The 18,605-nt window shown below is 48.8% G+C and carries 20 protein-coding genes; 11 read left to right on the forward strand and 9 right to left on the reverse strand.

Going from position 1 to position 18,605, the window contains the following annotated elements; all coding sequences use genetic code 11:
- The first annotated feature begins 413 nt into the window (after positions 1 to 413).
- Entirely contained in the window at positions 414 to 1,070 is a 657-nt protein-coding gene (gene pphA / locus FFT88_RS00010; RefSeq protein ID WP_130223525.1) for a protein-serine/threonine phosphatase, read from the forward strand.
- Here the strand turns inward: pphA and FFT88_RS00015 are convergent, their stop codons facing one another.
- The 5 genes from FFT88_RS00015 to yebS all read right to left on the reverse strand — a co-directional run bounded on the left by FFT88_RS00015 (position 1,071) and on the right by yebS (position 7,126).
- Positions 1,071 to 1,262 carry a YebW family protein gene (locus FFT88_RS00015; RefSeq protein ID WP_130208463.1) on the reverse strand — a complete coding sequence of 64 codons (192 nt, stop codon included), beginning with the start codon at positions 1,260 to 1,262 and terminating at the stop codon, positions 1,071 to 1,073.
- Between the two features lie 105 nt (positions 1,263 to 1,367).
- Positions 1,368 to 1,604, reverse strand: coding sequence for a YebV family protein (locus FFT88_RS00020; protein ID WP_002431586.1), 237 nt, complete (start codon positions 1,602 to 1,604; stop codon positions 1,368 to 1,370).
- 117 nt (positions 1,605 to 1,721) lie between these two features.
- A complete protein-coding gene (rsmF, locus tag FFT88_RS00025) occupies positions 1,722 to 3,161 on the reverse strand; it encodes a 16S rRNA (cytosine(1407)-C(5))-methyltransferase RsmF (RefSeq protein ID WP_135405781.1) in 1,440 nt (479 codons plus the stop codon).
- A 79-nt stretch (positions 3,162 to 3,240) separates the two neighbouring features.
- Complete coding sequence (gene yebT / locus FFT88_RS00030; protein WP_135385894.1) at positions 3,241 to 5,874, reverse strand: lipid-binding membrane homeostasis protein YebT; 2,634 nt, start codon at positions 5,872 to 5,874, stop codon at positions 3,241 to 3,243.
- A complete protein-coding gene (gene yebS, locus FFT88_RS00035) occupies positions 5,843 to 7,126 on the reverse strand; it encodes a membrane integrity lipid transport subunit YebS (protein ID WP_135405782.1) in 1,284 nt (427 codons plus the stop codon). The genes yebT and yebS overlap by 32 nt, the downstream gene beginning before the upstream one ends.
- Positions 7,127 to 7,255: 129 nt before the next feature.
- Between yebS and msrC the strand changes: the two genes are divergently transcribed.
- From msrC to htpX, 4 genes are all read left to right on the forward strand, one after another.
- Positions 7,256 to 7,753, forward strand: a complete 498-nt coding sequence (msrC, locus tag FFT88_RS00040; protein ID WP_130208455.1) for an L-methionine (R)-S-oxide reductase — start codon at positions 7,256 to 7,258, stop codon at positions 7,751 to 7,753.
- Between the two features lie 96 nt (positions 7,754 to 7,849).
- On the forward strand, positions 7,850 to 8,548 hold the full coding sequence (proQ, locus tag FFT88_RS00045) for an RNA chaperone ProQ (protein ID WP_000431365.1): 699 nt from the start codon (positions 7,850 to 7,852) through the stop codon (positions 8,546 to 8,548).
- Positions 8,549 to 8,567: 19 nt separating this feature from the next.
- On the forward strand, positions 8,568 to 10,616 hold the full coding sequence (gene prc / locus FFT88_RS00050; protein WP_135405783.1) for a carboxy terminal-processing peptidase: 2,049 nt from the start codon (positions 8,568 to 8,570) through the stop codon (positions 10,614 to 10,616).
- 191 nt (positions 10,617 to 10,807) lie between these two features.
- A complete protein-coding gene (gene htpX, locus FFT88_RS00055; RefSeq protein WP_000984517.1) occupies positions 10,808 to 11,689 on the forward strand; it encodes a protease HtpX in 882 nt (293 codons plus the stop codon).
- Between the two features lie 47 nt (positions 11,690 to 11,736).
- On the opposite strand, the gene FFT88_RS00060 is transcribed toward htpX, so the two are convergent.
- Entirely contained in the window at positions 11,737 to 13,110 is a 1,374-nt protein-coding gene (locus FFT88_RS00060) for an MFS transporter (RefSeq protein WP_130208451.1), read from the reverse strand.
- Positions 13,111 to 13,286: 176 nt separating this feature from the next.
- On the opposite strand from FFT88_RS00060, the gene kdgR reads away from it, so the two are divergent.
- Positions 13,287 to 14,078 carry a DNA-binding transcriptional regulator KdgR gene (kdgR, locus tag FFT88_RS00065; protein WP_096849880.1) on the forward strand — a complete coding sequence of 264 codons (792 nt, stop codon included), beginning with the start codon at positions 13,287 to 13,289 and terminating at the stop codon, positions 14,076 to 14,078.
- A 146-nt stretch (positions 14,079 to 14,224) separates the two neighbouring features.
- Here the strand turns inward: kdgR and FFT88_RS00070 are convergent, their stop codons facing one another.
- Entirely contained in the window at positions 14,225 to 14,464 is a 240-nt protein-coding gene (locus FFT88_RS00070; RefSeq protein ID WP_130208729.1) for a YobH family protein, read from the reverse strand.
- Positions 14,465 to 14,620: 156 nt separating this feature from the next.
- On the opposite strand from FFT88_RS00070, the gene mgrB reads away from it, so the two are divergent.
- The 5 genes from mgrB to rlmA all read left to right on the forward strand — a co-directional run bounded on the left by mgrB (position 14,621) and on the right by rlmA (position 17,133).
- Positions 14,621 to 14,764 carry a PhoP/PhoQ regulator MgrB gene (mgrB, locus tag FFT88_RS00075; protein ID WP_130208449.1) on the forward strand — a complete coding sequence of 48 codons (144 nt, stop codon included), beginning with the start codon at positions 14,621 to 14,623 and terminating at the stop codon, positions 14,762 to 14,764.
- 74 nt (positions 14,765 to 14,838) lie between these two features.
- Complete coding sequence (locus tag FFT88_RS00080) at positions 14,839 to 15,126, forward strand: YebO family protein (protein ID WP_130223513.1); 288 nt, start codon at positions 14,839 to 14,841, stop codon at positions 15,124 to 15,126.
- 665 nt (positions 15,127 to 15,791) lie between these two features.
- A complete protein-coding gene (locus FFT88_RS00085) occupies positions 15,792 to 15,908 on the forward strand; it encodes a DUF2627 domain-containing protein (RefSeq protein WP_064529246.1) in 117 nt (38 codons plus the stop codon).
- A 39-nt stretch (positions 15,909 to 15,947) separates the two neighbouring features.
- A complete protein-coding gene (gene cspE / locus FFT88_RS00090) occupies positions 15,948 to 16,157 on the forward strand; it encodes a transcription antiterminator/RNA stability regulator CspE (RefSeq protein ID WP_001062678.1) in 210 nt (69 codons plus the stop codon).
- A 166-nt stretch (positions 16,158 to 16,323) separates the two neighbouring features.
- Positions 16,324 to 17,133 (forward strand): 23S rRNA (guanine(745)-N(1))-methyltransferase, encoded by an 810-nt coding sequence (gene rlmA / locus FFT88_RS00095; RefSeq protein WP_135405784.1) that lies wholly within the window; start codon positions 16,324 to 16,326, stop codon positions 17,131 to 17,133.
- Here the strand turns inward: rlmA and mntP are convergent.
- Together mntP and FFT88_RS00105 are read right to left on the reverse strand one after the other, a co-directional pair.
- Positions 17,130 to 17,696: a manganese efflux pump MntP gene (gene mntP / locus FFT88_RS00100; RefSeq protein WP_001353153.1), complete on the reverse strand. Its 567-nt coding sequence runs from the start codon at positions 17,694 to 17,696 to the stop codon at positions 17,130 to 17,132. The genes rlmA and mntP overlap by 4 nt on opposite strands.
- Before the next feature lie 416 nt (positions 17,697 to 18,112).
- On the reverse strand, positions 18,113 to 18,571 hold the full coding sequence (locus FFT88_RS00105) for a DUF986 family protein (protein ID WP_135405785.1): 459 nt from the start codon (positions 18,569 to 18,571) through the stop codon (positions 18,113 to 18,115).
- Positions 18,572 to 18,605: the final 34 nt, after the last annotated feature.

Below are 18,605 nucleotides of genomic sequence, written 5' to 3' on the forward strand. Positions count from 1 at the left end.
TACCTGAGTTAGCTTTTTGATTTGCCAAAAAAAAACGCCCAGGATCTTTTATCAGATCGGGCGTTTTKTTTTTTTTTACTTTTAAAACGATGATAAAGACGCTTTTTTCTGACCACTTTTCGTGTGGACTGGAAAACCTGGCGTCGTCATCTATTCTTAAAGGGCAAGGCAACTAAGCCTGCATTAATGCCAACTTTTAGCGCACGGCTCTCTCCCAAGAGCCATTTCCCTGGACCGAATACAGGAATCGTATTCGGTCTCTTTTTATCTATTAAGCCAGCGGATGAATACATCACTGTTTTCCCTGTGCTGACTTCACAATCAACCATAACACACACTCTACTGCTTCAGTCCAGCCTTTTTTAACATTTATGTTAAAATAATGTGACCTTCTGCGCGGGAGTAAAAAATTGATGAAAGAGGCAGGCCGCACCTATCAGAAAATTGATGGCAGCCATTGGCGACATATCTGGTTGGTGGGGGATATTCATGGCTGCCTTGGGCTACTGCGTATCAAATTATGGCATTGCCGTTTTGACCCGTGGCAAGACTTATTGATCTCGGTAGGTGATGTTATTGATCGTGGTCCGGAGAGTTTGCGTTGTCTTCAACTACTGGAGCAATGCTGGGTCAGAGCGGTAAGAGGCAATCATGAGCAGATGGCGATAGATGCGCTGGCCACGCAGCAGATGTCTTTATGGTATATGAACGGTGGCGACTGGTTTGCTGCACTGGCAGATAAGCAACAGAAGCAAGCAGAAAGGGCGCTCAGCAAATGCCAGCATTTGCCTTTTATTCTTGAATTAAACAGTCGCACTGGCAAACACGTTATTGCCCATGCTGATTATCCTGACGATGTTTATCAATGGCAAAAGGACGTCGATTTGCACCAGGTATTGTGGAGTCGTTCGCGATTACGTGAAGGCCAAAAAGGGCAGGGAATTACCGGTGCTGACCATTTCTGGTTTGGTCATACGCCGTTACCTCATCGCGTAGATATTGGAAACTTGCATTATATAGACACCGGCGCCGTCTTCGGAGGGACACTCACAGTGGAACAACTCCAGTAATTAAAAGTCACTGTACTCCTGCGCGGGCCGCCAGAACCCATCAATAAAATCCTCAACAGGAAAGCAGCCGCCGTGGCGGATCCGTTGATCGTCCATTGAGTAGACGCACTGCTGTTCCGTGTTGTAAACATCAACAACAATATCTTCACAGCCAGCATCCAGATAGCAAACAAAAAGTACCAGCGCGAACATTTCATCCTCGAAGTGTGGTGCCGTACCGTTAAGTTTAGGAGAGGATTTTACTTCGGGGAAATAACCAGAATAAATAACCCGCCATGCCGACGGGTTCTTTTTGGATCATGCAAGACGCATAATCCAGGCATCAGACTTTTGATCGTAGCGGGTACGGTACAGGACAGAGTGTTCGCCGTTTAGTAGAGCTGGAATGCTGGTTTCGGCGTCCCAGGCATCCAGTTGCATACATAAATCGGGGTCAGATTTACAAGGAATTGTTAATGTTCGATCACCTGGCGATTCGCCGTGTAACTCGCCGTCATCGATTTCAAAAGCGCCTATGCGCACACTGGTTTTCATCTTCGTGCTCTCCATTTATCTGCCGGTTGTGGTACGACCAGTCCGATCGCACCATTTTTCAGCGTAGTTGAGGCAGGCGAATGTGCCAGTCAAAAAGTGCGCTTTTTTTGTGCGCTATCAGGCGTTACCGGTAAAAAGTTTCCCATCGCGCACCAGTTCACGCGGGTAACTGTTTTTCAGTCGCGAGCCAATACGTTTGGCTAAACCTATTGGCTGATTCTGGAAGGTTACCAGCACATCATCCGTAGTTGGCACGGTTTGCGGGTAAACATCGCGCCCGCGATACCACTCTTCCGCTTCCTGAGGCGTCAGTTCGAAAGCGTTCGTATGGTTCGGGGATGCCAGGGCAATAACCGCTTCATGCTGCCAGCGATAACCTTTGTTATGCGTTTCGGCCAGCTTAATTCCCAGACGGGAAAATCGGACTTTACCGATCAGGGCTTCAATGCCCGCCGGGAACAGCCAGAGTTCTTTATCGCGCTGCCAGAGACGCAGATTTTCATCCCACTGTAAGCCAACGGCAGTTGCCGCCTGGCGAATTTGTGCGGCTTCGCGATCTTTGATTGGGCTAAACGGGAAATTACCCACTTTGTATTTCGGTGCGGGTAAGGCGGGAATCGACTGTGTTTTGCGTAGCCGGGCAACGAAGAAGCCTTCGCAGTCGTAAATTTGTGGGAAAACGTGCAAAAAGCCTTCTTCGGTGAGCGCCTTGTCCGCGCCAGGGAAGAGATCGCCAAGCGGTAAAAACTTTACTGCGTCGGGGTAAGTCTCTTTCAGCCACAGGCAAACGGCTTCGTTTTCTTCCCGGTTTAAGGTACAGGTCGAGTAAACCAGTGTACCGCCAGGGCGTAATGCATGAAAGGCACTGTCGATCAGTTCCCGTTGGGTGGCAGCAATTTCCTGATTGCTTTCCGGTGACCAGTTTTTCAGTGCGTCGGGATCTTTACGCACCACGCCTTCGCCAGAGCAGGGGGCGTCCAGTAAAATGGCGTCGAACATTTCTGGTAACGCCGCACCAAAGACGCGGCCATCAAAATGAGTCAGAGACACGTTACGGATACCGCAGCGACTGATATTGGCATGTAACACTTTTACCCGGCTGGCGGAAAACTCATTGGCAAGAATCGCCCCTTCGTTATTCATGCGAGCGGCAATTTGCGTCGTTTTTGAACCAGGTGCGGCGGCGACATCCATCACCCGCTGTGGGGTATTATCGTCGGCAAACAATGCGGCAACGGGCAACATTGAACTGGCTTCCTGAATATAAAACAGGCCGCTTAAATGCTCGGCGGTACTGCCCAACGGCAATGCATCTTCATCGTCGCGTTCAATCCAGAAACCTTCTTCACACCACGGAATCGGCGTTAGCGTCCAGCCGTAAGGGGCGGTTAATTGCAGGAAATCAGCAACGGAGATTTTCAGGGTATTTACGCGAATGCTGCGGCGCAACGGGCGCTGACAAGCGGCGAGAAAATCATCAAAAGAGAGCGTCGAAGGCATGGCTTCGCGCATTTGTGTCAGAAAGGCGTCCGGGAAATAAACGGTGTGTTGGGCCACGAGCATGTACCACTGGCAAAAAAACAGGCGCGCAGTTTAGCATAAACGCTCCGGCGCAGGCACGCCGGAGCAATGTGGCTTATCGGGGGAGTGCTGTTCCCCATTCACGCCACTCTTTCGGTTCACTTTCCTGCAACAGGAAGTGTTTGCCTTCCTGGGCTTTCGGTGCCAGCGGCGTACCTGGAGGCGTGGCGAAGGCGATCCCGCCACGGATAAACTGGTTAAAGGTACCGGTTTTCACCACGCCGCCCGTCAGACCGAAGTCCAGACTGTAGCCCGAAGCTAGCCAGAAGACGGAATTGTTACGTACCAGGTGCTGGTAACGTTTACTGATGCGCATCGCAATCATCACGCGATCTGACAATGTCCCCAGCGTCATTCCGGTGACTGTACCTACTTCCAGACCACGGAACAGTACTGGCGTACCAACACCTAACGAACCGGCTTCCGGCGCTTCAACAATAATGCTTAAGCCATCAAGGTAACGAGAGTCAGTAATGGTGGCTTCTTGCAATTCAAAGTCACGGCGAGGATTACCCCGACCTGGTTCGACGTTGATATACGGCTGGAGGATCGTATCAAGATGCTCAACGCCTGCTGCCGAAATTTGCGGTGTGACCACTGAGAAGCGTGTACCACCGCGCGCAAAGGTCTGGACATATTCCGGATAGAGCACCGCCTTTGCCTGTACTTCATTGCGCGCGGTGATCAGATCCAGAGTCTGGATTTGCCCGATATCAATACCGAGATAGCGAATTGGCATACCGACCGCCAGTTTTCCGGCATCGAAAGCGTGGAGCGTAATCTGCCCGCCAACCGCACGAGCTGCTGTTTCGGAAGCATACAGAATCCGCTTATCGCCTTTACGTTGGCTGGCGCTGGCACCGCTGAGATTATCGAAGCTGATGGCTCCCTTTAACGCCCGCGAAAGCGGTGACGCCTGAACGGTCAGGCCGCTGCCGTTAAGTTGAACTTTCGCGCCGCCTTCAGCCCAGAACACGCTGTTGCTGGTCAGCAGGTTGCGATATTCCGGTTTAATATGCAAATCGATATCGAACGCATTGGCCCGTGGACGTACGGTAATCACTTCACCGACCTCAAATTTACGGTACAGCACTACCGACCCTGCCTGCACATCCGGCAGTGTCTCCGCACTTAAACTCACGGTCGTGGTAGGTAAATCACTAAGACTATTTTCGAGGGCTTTTTCCAGATTGGCATACAGCGGATAGCTGGCTTTCATCTCGCCTTTGTCGCCGGGCAGAATACGTATCCCGCCGTTGAGCCATTCTGAGGCGCTGGCACCGAGAAACTCGACACCATCCAGACCCACTTTCACGTCGACACGACTATTAACGACAAATTTGCTGTCGCCTTTTACCAGTTCGCGATGCTGGGGTTCGATAGCGACGGTAAATGTCACACCTTTGCTGGTGAGTTTACGGTCGATAACCTGACCTACCTGTACGCCGTGAAGAATGAGCGGCTGACCGGCATCAATTCCATAGCTTTCTGGTGCAGTCAGGGTAAGCGTCAGAACATCGGGTTCATGCAGTAAAGCTTTCTCGCCAGGCACAACGACAAACTCTTTGCGTGGCTCGCCATCACCCGGTACCAGTTCGAACGTTTTGCCGGTCAACAGGGCGCTGAGATTGGCGTCGTTGAGAGATAACTTCGGGTTACGTAATTCGATGCGGGTATTTTCACGAAGCAGGGTGACGACGCTGGGATCAACGGTCATTTCCCCGGTGACTTTGCCACCTGGGTTTAAATTCAGTTTGGTCAGTTGCCCGACTTCCAGTCCCTGGTACATGAGCGGCGTTGAATCGGCGTTTAATCCGGCTCCACCTGGTAGATCCAGCTTTATGATCACCCCACGCTGGCTGTGGGCGAGATCCTCATACAGACCAAAGGTATCTTCCGGATCGGCAGGTTTCGACTCTTCTGGTGAATCGAAGGCAATCGCACCGTTAACCAGGGCAGCCAGACTTTCCAGTTTTACCTTCGCGCCACTGATACTGACATTGGCATCAACGCCGGAAACGTTCCAGAAGCGGCTGCCTTTTTTCACCAAATCGGTGAAACGCCGCTCAATCAGGACATCAATCACCACGCCTTGCTTATTGGGATTGATCGCATAGTCATAGACGCGTCCCACCGGAATTTTACGGAAATAGACCAGCGAACCGCTGTTCAATGAACCGAGATCGGGGGCTTGCAGGTGGATCATCAGATCACCATTATCCAGCCGATACTTTGGCTGGGTATCGAGCGCCACAAAGTGATCCTGCTCTTTACCTTTACCCGGCATCATGCCGATATAGTTACCGCCGACCAGCGCATCAAGCCCGGAAACACCTGCCAGTGAGGCTTTCGGCGTCACCAGCCAGAACTGCGTCTCTTCGCGCAGGGCATCTTTCATATCGGACTTGATGCTGACCTTCACTTCAATCTTTCGTAGATCGTCGCTGAGGCTGACATCCTGCACCGTGCCGACTTCAACGCCCTGATAACGAACAGGCGTGCGACCTGGAACAATGCCGTCTGCCGACATAAAGTCGATGGTGACGGTATTGCCTCTATCCTGATAACTACCCCAAATCAGCCAACCGGCAATCATTAGCGCGATGAACGGCAACAGCCAGAAAGGTGAGATACGGCGTTTAGTTTTAATTTGCGCTTCAGTCGTCGAAGCGGGCGTTTCCTGACTCATGTGCATCCCAAAGTAAGCGGCTGTCCAGCCATTCCACAGCAAGAATAGTCAAAATAACCGCTGCGCCGAAATAAAACGCAGCGGGTCCCATAGTAAAAGCGAGGATCTGATCGCGATTAATCAGCGACATGGTTAATGAAATGACAAACAGATCGAGCATCGACCAACGGCCAATCCAGGTCACCATCCGCAATAGCAAAATCCGCGTGCGTAAGCCTTGCTGGCATTTAAAATGAATGCTTACCAGTAAAGTAAACATGACGATGACTTTGGTGAACGGCACCAGGATACTGGCGATAAAAACAATGCCGGCAACTGCAATATTGCTGTTTGCCAGCGACATAATTCCAGAAAGAATCGTATCTTCTTGTCGTCCACCGTTCAGGTAGATGATCGAAATAGGCAGCAGGTTGGCAGGTAACAATAAGACAATTGAAGCCAAAAGCGCAGCCCAGCATTTTTGAATACTATGATGGCGACGCAAGCGAAGTGGGATATGGCAACGGGGGCAACGACCGCGCGGATCGGGATAGCCGGTAAAGTGACAACCCAGGCAAACGCGTAAATTCTCATCCCTACGTGTGGCAGGGCGCTGCGGATAAAATCGCTCCCACAGCTGTTCAACATTAAGATGTGACAACGTCACAGTTGTTAAAATCACCAGCGCGAAAAAAGAGAATAGCCCGACGCCCGCCTGGATATGGGCGTAATCCTGTACCTTTATAGAAGCAACGCCAATGCCGACCAGATAGATATCCAGCATTACCCACTCTTTTAGTCGCTCCAGCATCAGCAACACCGGGCGTAAATTCATTCCCAGCCGATTGCCAAACCATAAATAAGCAATAGAGGTCACCAGTATGAGAGGTGCACCTATAACGCAGAAGAACACCATTGCGCCGGTTATCGCATCGCCCTGTTTGGTCATCTGCCAGATACCTTGCATTACATTGGCGTCGATACGGATACCTAACAGCCAGATATGTAATAGAGGTTCGCCCCAGGCAAACGGCATAAGCAACAACATAGTAAAAGCCATAGCTGCCAGCCTTGTGAGCGACCAGTCGCGGCCATCGCGAATTTTCGCCTGACAGCGCGGGCAATAGGCACTTTGGTGAGAATTTATCTCGGGCAGGCTAAACAGCATGTCACATTGCGGGCAACGTTGATAATCACCACGCGGTAGTTCCTCGCCAATTGCGCTCACTGTTATCTTTTTTGTCGGCGTAATTTGTGGGGTGTTAAGAGCCATGACATGCCAAATGTGATAAGAATTAACATTTATCTTAACCCATGATGGGAATGATCTTGAGCATTAACGCATTTAATGCTTATTTTAATAGGCTGGCAGTTCCAGGTAAGACAACTAAGTGATTATATAATGAACAAAACAGAATTTTACGCGGACTTAAACCGTGACTTTAATGCGTTGATGGCGGGAGAGACCAGCTTTCTGGCAACGCTGGCGAATACCAGTGCTTTGTTATACGAGCGTCTGACTGACGTAAACTGGGCTGGGTTTTATTTACTTGAGGACGATACGCTGGTACTCGGGCCGTTTCAGGGCAAAATTGCCTGCGTACGGATCCCGGTAGGGCGTGGCGTGTGTGGCACTGCAGTTGCCCGCAATGAAGTACAGCGAATCGAGGATGTTCACGCCTTTGATGGGCATATCGCCTGTGATGCGGCGAGTAATTCTGAAATCGTTCTGCCGTTGGTGGTGAAAAATCAGATTATTGGCGTTCTCGATATCGACAGTACGGTCTTCGGTCGCTTTACAGACGAGGACGAGCAAGGCTTACGTCAGCTTGTGGCGCAGCTTGAAAAGGTGCTTGCAACGACGGATTACAAAAAATTCTTTGCGAGCGTCGCAGGATAATCAACGGATAACGTAGCATTTACTGATGACGTCATTATAATGACGCCTGTTCATGCCTGCGCTTGTTGGCTACGTCCGTTGTAATCAGGAAATTTCATGGAAAATCAACCTAAGTTGAATAGCAGTAAAGAAGTAATCGCGTTTCTGGCCGAACGTTTTCCCCACTGTTTCAGTGCGGAAGGTGAAGCGCGTCCGCTGAAAATCGGTATTTTTCAGGATTTGGTCGATCGCGTTGCTGGGGAAATGAACCTTAGCAAAACGCAACTGCGATCCGCTTTACGTCTCTACACTTCGAGCTGGCGCTATCTGTATGGCGTTAAACCAGGCGCGACGCGTGTCGATCTCGACGGCAACCCATGCGGTGAGCTGGACGAGCAGCATGTAGAACATGCTCGCAAGCAGCTTGAAGAAGCGAAAGCGCGCGTCCAGGCGCAGCGTGCCGAACAGCAGGCGAAAAAACGCGAAGCTGCCGCAGCTGCAGGTGAGAAAGAAGACGCACCACGCCGCGAACGCAAGCCACGTCCTGCTGCGCAACGCCGTAAAGAAGGCGCCGAGCGCAAACCTCGCGCGCAGAAACCGGCTGAGAAAGCGCCAAAAACAGTAAAAGCACCTCGCGAAGAACAGCACACCCCAGTTTCTGACATTTCAGCTCTGACTGTCGGACAAGCCCTGAAGGTGAAAGCTGGTCAAAATGCGATGGATGCCACCGTATTAGAAATCACCAAAGACGGCGTCCGCGTCCAGCTGAATTCGGGTATGTCTTTGATTGTGCGCGCAGAACACCTGGTGTTCTGAAACGGAGGCCGGGCCAGGCATGAACATGTTTTTTAGGCTTACCGCGTTAGCTGGCCTGCTTGCAATAGCAGGCCAGACCTTCGCAGTAGAAGATATTACGCGTGCTGATCAGATTCCGGTATTAAAGGAAGAGACGCAGCATGCGACGGTGAGTGAGCGCGTAACGTCGCGCTTTACCCGCTCCCATTATCGCCAGTTCGACCTCGATCAGGCATTCTCGGCCAAAATCTTTGACCGCTACCTGAACCTGCTTGATTACAGCCACAATGTGCTGCTGGCAAGCGATGTTGAACAGTTCGCGAAAAAGAAAAATGAGCTGGGCGATGAACTGCGCTCCGGTAAACTTGACGTTTTCTACGATCTTTACAATCTGGCGCAAAAACGCCGTTTTGAACGTTACCAGTACGCCTTATCGGTACTGGAAAAACCGATGGATTTTACCGGCAACGACACTTATAACCTGGACCGCAGCAAAGCGCCCTGGCCGAAAAACGAGGCCGAGTTGAACGCGCTGTGGGACAGCAAAGTTAAATTCGACGAGTTAAGTCTGAAGCTGACAGGAAAAACGGATAAAGAAATTCGTGAAACCCTGACTCGTCGCTACAAATTTGCCATTCGCCGTCTGGCGCAAACTAACAGCGAAGATGTGTTCTCGCTGGCAATGACGGCGTTTGCGCGCGAAATTGATCCGCATACCAATTACCTTTCCCCGCGTAATACCGAACAGTTCAATACTGAAATGAGCTTGTCGTTGGAAGGTATTGGTGCGGTGCTGCAAATGGATGATGACTACACCGTTATCAATTCGATGGTGGCAGGTGGCCCGGCAGCGAAGAGTAAAGCTATCAGCGTTGGTGACAAAATTGTCGGTGTTGGTCAAACCGGCAAGCCGATGGTTGACGTGATTGGCTGGCGTCTTGATGATGTCGTTGCCTTAATCAAAGGGCCGAAAGGCAGTAAAGTTCGTTTAGAAATTTTACCTGCTGGTAAAGGGACTAAAACTCGTACGGTAACACTGACGCGTGAACGCATTCGTCTGGAAGACCGCGCAGTTAAAATGTCCGTGAAGACCGTCGGCAAAGAAAAAGTAGGCGTACTGGATATTCCCGGTTTCTATGTTGGCTTGACAGACGATGTCAAAGTTCAGTTGCAGAAGCTGGAAAAACAGAATGTCAGCAGCGTCGTCATCGACCTGCGTAGCAATGGCGGCGGGGCGCTGACCGAGGCAGTATCGCTCTCTGGTTTGTTCATTCCTTCCGGTCCGATTGTTCAGGTCCGTGATAACAATGGTAAAGTCCGCGAGGACAGTGATACCGACGGCCAGGTGTTCTATAAAGACCCGCTGGTGGTATTGGTTGACCGATTCAGTGCTTCGGCTTCAGAAATCTTTGCCGCAGCGATGCAGGATTACGGTCGCGCGCTGGTTGTGGGTGAACCAACATTCGGCAAAGGTACTGTCCAGCAGTATCGTTCTCTGAATCGTATCTACGATCAGATGTTACGTCCTGAATGGCCGGCGCTGGGGTCAGTGCAGTATACAATCCAGAAATTCTATCGCGTTAACGGTGGCAGTACCCAACGTAAGGGCGTCACGCCGGATATCATCATGCCGACGGGCAATGAAGAGACGGAAACGGGAGAGAAATTCGAAGATAACGCGCTGCCGTGGGATAGCATTGATGCTGCAACCTATGTGAAATCAGGCGATTTATCGGCGTTTGAGCCGGAATTGCTGAAGGAACATAATGCGCGCATCGCGAAGGATCCTGAATTTCAGAACATCATGAAGGATATTGCTCGTTTCAATGCCATGAAGGACAAACGCAATATTGTTTCTCTGAATTACGCTGTGCGTGAGAAAGAGAACAATGAAGATGATGCGATGCGTCTGGCACGATTGAACGATCGCTTTAAACGCGAAGGCAAACCGGAGTTGAAGAAACTGGATGATTTGCCAAAAGATTACAAGGAGCCAGATCCGTATCTGGACGAGACAGTGAATATCGCACTCGATCTGGCGAAGCTGGAAAAATCCAGACCAGCGGAACAGCCCGCTCCCGTCAAGTAACATCAATCAGGCACAAGAAATTGTGCCTGATTTTTTAACAGTGGCAAGATGCCGTAAATCAGATGCTACAAAATGTAAAGTTGTGTCTTTCTGGTGACTTACGCTCTATCCAGACTTGAAAATAGTCGCGTAACCCATACGATGTGGGTATCGCATATTGCGTTTTGTTAAACTGAGGTAAAAAGAAAATTATGATGCGAATCGCGCTCTTCCTGCTAACGAACCTGGCCGTCATGGTCGTTTTCGGGCTGGTACTGAGCCTGACAGGGATACAGTCGAGCAGCGTTCAGGGGCTGATGATTATGGCCTTGCTGTTCGGTTTTGGTGGTTCCTTCGTTTCGCTTCTGATGTCCAAATGGATGGCATTACGATCTGTTGGCGGGGAAGTGATCGAGCAACCGCGTAACGAAAGGGAACGTTGGCTGGTCAATACTGTAGCAACCCAGGCCCGTCAGGCAGGGATTGCTATGCCGCAAGTAGCTATCTACCATGCGCCGGATATCAACGCCTTTGCGACAGGTGCTCGTCGTGATGCCTCTCTGGTTGCTGTCAGCACCGGTTTGCTGCAGAACATGAGCCCGGATGAAGCTGAGGCGGTAATTGCCCACGAAATTAGCCACATTGCGAATGGTGACATGGTTACCATGACGCTGATTCAGGGCGTGGTAAACACCTTCGTTATCTTTATTTCGCGTATTCTGGCGCAGCTTGCCGCGGGCTTTATGGGCGGTAACCGTGATGAAGGTGAAGAGAGCAACGGCAACCCGCTGATCTACTTTGCGGTTGCGACGGTGCTGGAGCTGGTATTTGGTATTCTGGCGAGCATTATCACCATGTGGTTCTCGCGTCACCGTGAATTCCATGCCGATGCAGGTTCAGCCAAACTGGTTGGTCGTGAGAAAATGATTGCTGCGCTGCAGCGTCTGAAAACCAGCTATGAGCCGCAGGAAGCAACCAGCATGATGGCTTTTTGTATCAATGGTAAGTCCAAATCGCTGAGTGAGCTGTTTATGACTCACCCGCCGCTGGATAAACGTATTGAAGCCCTGCGTACCGGTGAATATCTGAAGTAATTTGCAGTAAATTATAAAAAAGCGCGTCCTGGTTGACGCGCTTTTTTTTAGCCTTGTGCGCGCGGTTGGGTAATGCGTAAACCACTGACACAGGCGGCGATCACTGCCAGAATAGCCGCAGCCGTCAGCGAGACGTGCGTACCATTATCACCAAACTGATTCAACATCAGCGCCACCAGAGCTGCGCCGCTACTCTGACCAAGCAGACGCGCTGTACCCAACATTCCACTGGCACCACCGCTACGCTCACGCGGGGCGGAGGTAATAATGGTGTGATTATTGGGGGACTGGAATAACCCAAAGCCTGCACCGCATAAGATCATCGGCCAGATGATATTGATATCGGCAGGTGAAGCTGGCAACAGGACCAGTGAAAAAAGTCCCGCCGCCATGATGAACAGCCCTAAAGCACCAAGCAATCCTGCATGGACGCGCTCTATCAAGTAACCTGCCAGCGGAGCCATTACCATCGTTGCCAACGGCCACGGGGTCAGGAGCAAACCTGTCTCAACTTCACTACGCCCAAGTACAGTTTGCAGATAAAAAGGCAGGGAAACCATCGCCAGCATTTGCGCACAGAAAGAACAAATGGAGGTACAAATTGATAGTGTAAACAGCGGAATACGCAGTAAATCTACCGGTAGCAGTGGAACAGGAAGGGAAAGCTGGCGGCGAATAAAGAAAATACCAACAATAATCATTACCGCCAGTTCAGCACCGATCAGCGTCAGTGATTGCCCCTGAGCAAAACCACTCAACGCGGTAATAAGCAGGCCGAATGTCAGCGCATTCATCACGGCGCTGGGCAGGTCAAACCGCGGCTTACTGGCACGAGAACCATTTGGCGGCAGAAAACGCATCGCCAGGAGTAGGGCGATAATACCCAACGGTACGTTAATTAAAAATAACCACTTCCAGGACGCAATTGAAAGGATTGCGGCGGCGATCGTCGGCCCGGCAGCGGAGGAGACGGCGACGATAAAAGAGTTAATTCCCATCCCTCGCCCCAGAAAACGTTGTGGGTAGATTAAGCGGATGAGTGCAGTATTGACGCTCATTAACGCCGCGCCGCCAAAACCTTGTATTACACGCGCCAGGGTTAGCATTTGCAGTGAATCAGAAAGAGCGCAGAACAACGATGAGAGCAGAAAAACCACCAGACCGAATTTATAAATTCGTCGATAGCCAAACATATCGCCCAAAAAAGAGAACGAGAGTAAGGAGATAACAATCGCGATTTGGTAGGCATTCACCACCCAAATGGAACTGGCTGGTGTGGCGTGGAGATCGGTTGCAATGGTTGGCAAGGCGACATTAGCGATAGCGCCGTCGAGAACCGCCATCGAGATACCAATAATAATGGTTAAAATTGCGCCGTACCGCTGAGGCAACGGCAGGCCATCGGCCTGAACTTTTGGCATAGGAATTTTATATCTTTTGGTAATAATCAACAGGGGTATGATTTTAGCACTGATATTCACGGCGAATGTCGCAGAATTGTAACTAACCGGCAAAAGATGGATTGCGACCACCCTGGCGCGAAATTATAATAAAAAACAGTTCTGATTTTTATAAAACACTCGCAATGAGGTGATAAATGGCTAACGCAGATCTGGATAAACAACCTGATTCTGTATCTTCCGTACTGAAGGTTTTTGGCATTTTGCAGGCGCTGGGCGAAGAGCGCGAAATAGGGATAACCGAGCTGTCACAGCGTGTCATGATGTCAAAAAGCACCGTTTATCGCTTTTTACAGACCATGAAAACCCTGGGCTATGTCGCACAGGAAGGGGAGTCGGAGAAATACTCTCTGACTCTAAAATTATTTGAGCTGGGCGCTCGCGCGTTACAAAACGTCGATCTTATTCGCAGTGCAGATATCCAGATGCGTGAGATCTCCCGTTTGACCAAAGAAACCATTCATCTTGGCGCACTGGATGAAGACAGTATCGTTTACATCCACAAAATTGACTCTATGTACAATTTGCGCATGTATTCACGGATTGGCCGTCGTAATCCTCTGTACAGCACTGCGATTGGTAAAGTGCTGCTGGCCTGGCGCGATCGCGATGAAGTGAAGCAAATCCTTGAAGGCGTGGAATATAAACGCAGCACCGATCGGACCATCACCAGTACAGAGGCGTTATTACCCGTGTTAGATCAGGTCCGTGAGCAGGGATACGGCGAAGATAACGAAGAACAGGAAGAAGGACTGCGTTGCATCGCCGTTCCGGTGTTTGACCGCTTTGGTGTGGTGATTGCCGGCTTGAGTATTTCCTTCCCGACGCTGCGTTTTTCTGAAGAACGTTTGCAGGAGTATGTGGCTATGTTGCATACGGCAGCGCGCAAAATATCCGCACAAATGGGGTATCACGACTATCCATTCTGATTAAAATAAGAACCTGCCTGCATAAAATTCAGACAGGTTCTTCATTTAGCGTGGATTAAATAATGTTAATAGTGATATCGTTCGAGCAGAAGATGAAAGTACTTTATATCCATTAGTTTTGATATGGATATTTGTACCGTTATCTATCAATCATTATCGACGACGATATTGCTTTTACGTAGCAGCGGGCAATCTGTAATCCCCAAAAATCCACTTTTAGTATGCAGATATTGCACCGTGCTTGTGCTTCGGGCGGTGAGATATGTGCATTGCAGTCCTAACCCGGCAGCATTTTCCTTGCTTCCAATCAGAACGCCATATCCGCTGAGTAATAATCCTGTCCATACCAGTGCTATCAAGATAATTGTGCGAATGATGAATCGCATTACGACCTCTTCTCTTTTTGTTTGCTTAATCGTAGCGGCAATATGGACTGAAGCAAGCGTATCATTCCGAAAAAGCACGAATATCGACATGGTTAGACGTTGTTTAACTAACGCATGATAGTTTAAAGGCAGAAGAGAGGTTAAACGGAGATTGGAGTGAAAAAGTTTCGATGGGTCGTTCTGGTTGCCGCTGTGCTGGCTTTCTTGCTGTTATGGATGCAGGTATTCAACATAATGTGCGATCAGGATGTGCAATTTTTCAGCGGAATTTGCGCCATCAATCAGTTCATCCCATGGTGATATCATTTTTTCATCAGTAGATTTCCTTCCTGCGTAGCAGTGGTAAAATGGCGCCTCTAATTAGGGGTGGTTAAATGAACGAAGTTGTAAATTCAGGCGTGATGAACATTGCGTCTTTGGTCGTATCGGTAGTAGTTCTTATTATTGGGCTCATCTTGTGGTTTTTCATCAACCGTGCCAGTTCCCGGACTAACGAACAGATTGAACTGCTTGAGGCATTGCTGGATCAGCAGAAACGGCAGAATGTACTGTTACGCCGCTTGTGCGAAGCTAACGCACCTGAAAAAGCCGATGAAAAGGTGACTGAGAACCAAAAAACGGGTGAAGATGAAGATATTATTCGTCTGGTAGCAGAACGGTAATCCTTCCTGCAATTTGAGTAACCCTGTGTTGATGGGTTACTCATCTCATCATTCTTACATGCACTATAATGATGCAATTGATTAAAATTAATCCTTTATTGGATTTTGATTATTTTCTCTGTTATTAATTCATTTATTTTGACATCAGAAAAAGTTATTTTTTGTACTTGCTGATTGGGATGTTTGCATCGGAATATTGATTAATTACAGCATTGTTTATAAGCGAAACGTTTCTCTTCTCATTTTTTTATCATTCATCATTTTTTCTTATTTTACATTATTAACATGCTTTGAATATGGCATCGGCATTGCATCTGTGTATGTTGTTAACTGACTGTTTTATGAGATAAAGTTATATAACACTTTATCATTACATAGTATAAAAAGTGATATCACACACATTGTGTAATTAAATTGTATTTCTGAACTGGAAGATTAGAACTTATTGAACTATGTTAGAAACCACATCAGTTCAGGCATCTGTTTGTACTGGTATGCTTTAGTGTCTCGATATATCGACACGCATTCCGTTGCATAAATGTGCAAAAAAAGTGGAAGGCGCATCGAGATTTGTGCAGCTGATCGAGACATGTTTAAAAATGGCTTGCCATAATTAACGTTGTATGTGATAACAGCTTTGGGTTAAACGAGGTACAGTTCTGTTTATGTGTGGCATTTTCAGTAAAGAAGTCCTGAGTAAACACGTTGTCGTTGAATACCGCTTCTCTGCCGAACCTTATATTAGTGCCTCAAGCAGTAATGTGTCAGTTTTATCTCTGTAATGCCTGCGGGCGAAGAAAACAATCTAAGGAATTTTTCAAATGGCAAAGATTAAAGGTCAGGTTAAGTGGTTCAACGAGTCTAAAGGTTTTGGCTTCATTACTCCGGCTGATGGCAGCAAAGATGTGTTCGTACACTTCTCCGCTATCCAGGGTAATGGCTTCAAAACTCTGGCCGAAGGCCAGAACGTTGAGTTCGAAATTCAGGACGGCCAGAAAGGTCCGGCAGCTGTTAACGTAACCGCTATCTGATCGAATTCACTGATCTGAAGTGTCAACGCACTTCAATCTCGCTATAAAGCCTCGTCGAAAAGCGAGGCTTTTTACTTTGTTTAATGCTCGCTTACGACCTTCGAATATTTGCCCGCAGCGCGATTCGCGTTACACTTGCGGCATTTAGTATCCCGCCGGAGTTTTCATGTCGTTTTCCTGTCCACTTTGCCACCAGCCTCTATCTCTTGAAAAAAATAGCTATATCTGTCCGCAGCGGCATCAATTTGATATGGCGAAAGAGGGATATGTCAATCTGCTGCCCGTTCAATATAAACGATCCCGCGATCCGGGAGACAGCGCGGAAATGATGCAGGCGCGACGTGCGTTTTTAGATGCCGGTCATTACCAGCCGCTTCGTGATGCGATAGTCGCTCAATTGCGTGGATATCTTAATGAGCACGCAACAGCGGTACTGGATATTGGCTGTGGGGAAGGGTATTACACTCATGCTTTTGCCGGTGCCTTACCAGTAGTGACAACCTTTGGTCTTGATGTCTCTAAGGTCGCAATTAAAGCTGCGGCGAAACGCTATAAGCAGGTTACCTTTTGTGTCGCTTCCAGCCACCGTCTGCCTTTTGCCGATGCCAGTATGGATGCCATTATTCGCATCTACGCGCCATGCAAAGCAGAAGAGTTAGCGCGTGTCGTCAAACCGGGAGGCTGGGTAATTACCGTTACTCCAGGGCCACGACATTTAATGGAGTTGAAAGGGCTGATTTACGACGAAGTACTTCTGCATGCCCCCCATACTGAACAACTGGAAGGTTTTGCATTACAGCAGAGCGATGAACTGCGGTATCCGATGCATCTTCGCGGCGATGAAGCTGTTGCATTGTTGCAGATGACGCCGTTTGCCTGGCGTGCGAAGCCTGATGTCTGGCAAACGTTGGCGGCAAAAGAAGTATTCGACTGCCAGACGGATTTTAATATTCACCTCTGGCAGCGAACAAATTAACCGTGGTAGTGCGTCCAGAGGATCTGGACGCCGATGCCGATCAGTACCAACCCGCCGAGAATTTCCGCTTTTTTCCCAATAATTGAGCCGATAAAGCGACCAACCATCATCCCTAATGTCGACATAATCAAGGTTGCACAACCAATGGCTAATGCGGTCGCGATAATGTTGACCTGCAGGAAGGCAAGACCAACACCCACAGCCATGGCATCCAGGCTGGTGGCAATCGCGGTGGTTACCAGTAGCCAGAAACCGTGTCGACGGCGCGGTTCTTCATCTTCATCATCTGCGCCACGAAAACCCTCAATAATCATTCGCCCGCCGAGGAATATCAGCAGCACAAATGCAATCCAGTGGTTCCATTCGAGGACAAAGCGGCTGGCTAACATGCCCATTCCCCAGCCGATCAGCGGCGTCAGGGTTTCGACGGCACCAAAAATAAGGCCGGTTCGCAACGCTTCAGAAAATTTCGGTTTATGGAGGGTGGCACCTTTACCGATTGATGCAGCAAATGCATCCATCGACATACCAAACGCAAGAAGAACAGTAGCAGTGATATTCATGACAACGTCCTGACCGGGGTATCCATAAAACACATCTTCGCCCCCCGCAAACATGCACACATGAACGACAAGACGCGCTCATGCAGGCATAGCGATTGATGTGCATATGGTCTCGCCTGACTGAAAATGTTCAGTCCGTACGTGCCACGTTTTGCAACGAGTATGTTGACACGTACATTTCCGGAGTCTGGAAATCGGCTACTCCCCAAATGAGGGCGCAACCTTAACATATTTTGAGAATATAAAACAACTGTTGGAATATATTATTTCATCACTTCATTGATAACGATTTTCATTTAGATTTATATATAAATGAAACGTTAAAATAAATAACAAATGATCGAAGAAATAATATAGCCTAAGCTATGTCTGGTTATTAAAAATACACTTAACATAGCTTTGGCTAAAGATATAACCTATTGAGTTGAAACAAGAAGTTTATAAATCTTTTCCAGATCGTCGATATCTCGAACGCGGATTAACAACCGACGCTGTTCTAATTGCATAACCAGGACACCATCTTCCGATAAGTTCATCGCTTTGATTCGGCTATATTCAATCCAGACATTGGCGAAGAAAAAACCTTTCTGTTTAAAGATGATCTTCGGAACGCGGATCCAGAATATATAAAAGCCCATCAGAGCCAGTGCACTTAATAACCATGTCGTTATTAGCGCGCCATGATTCGTGACGTTGTTATAGATAAGAATGACAATCAATCCGACGAAGATAACGCTATCGATGCGACCACGCCGGAGCAAAGGAATTGCCAGCAGGGTGGGGCCGTTGCGGCGGGGCATGATGAACTGATCGTAGGTCGCGAAGGCCAGGAGTGCGGCGATGAAAAGAATCAGTACCAGGTCCGTGATTGTCATTAATCCTCCAGATAAAAAAACGGGGCCAAAAGGC

Source organism: Escherichia sp. E4930 (genome assembly GCF_005845405.1).
In the GTDB taxonomy this organism is placed as follows: Bacteria; Pseudomonadota; Gammaproteobacteria; order Enterobacterales; family Enterobacteriaceae; genus Escherichia.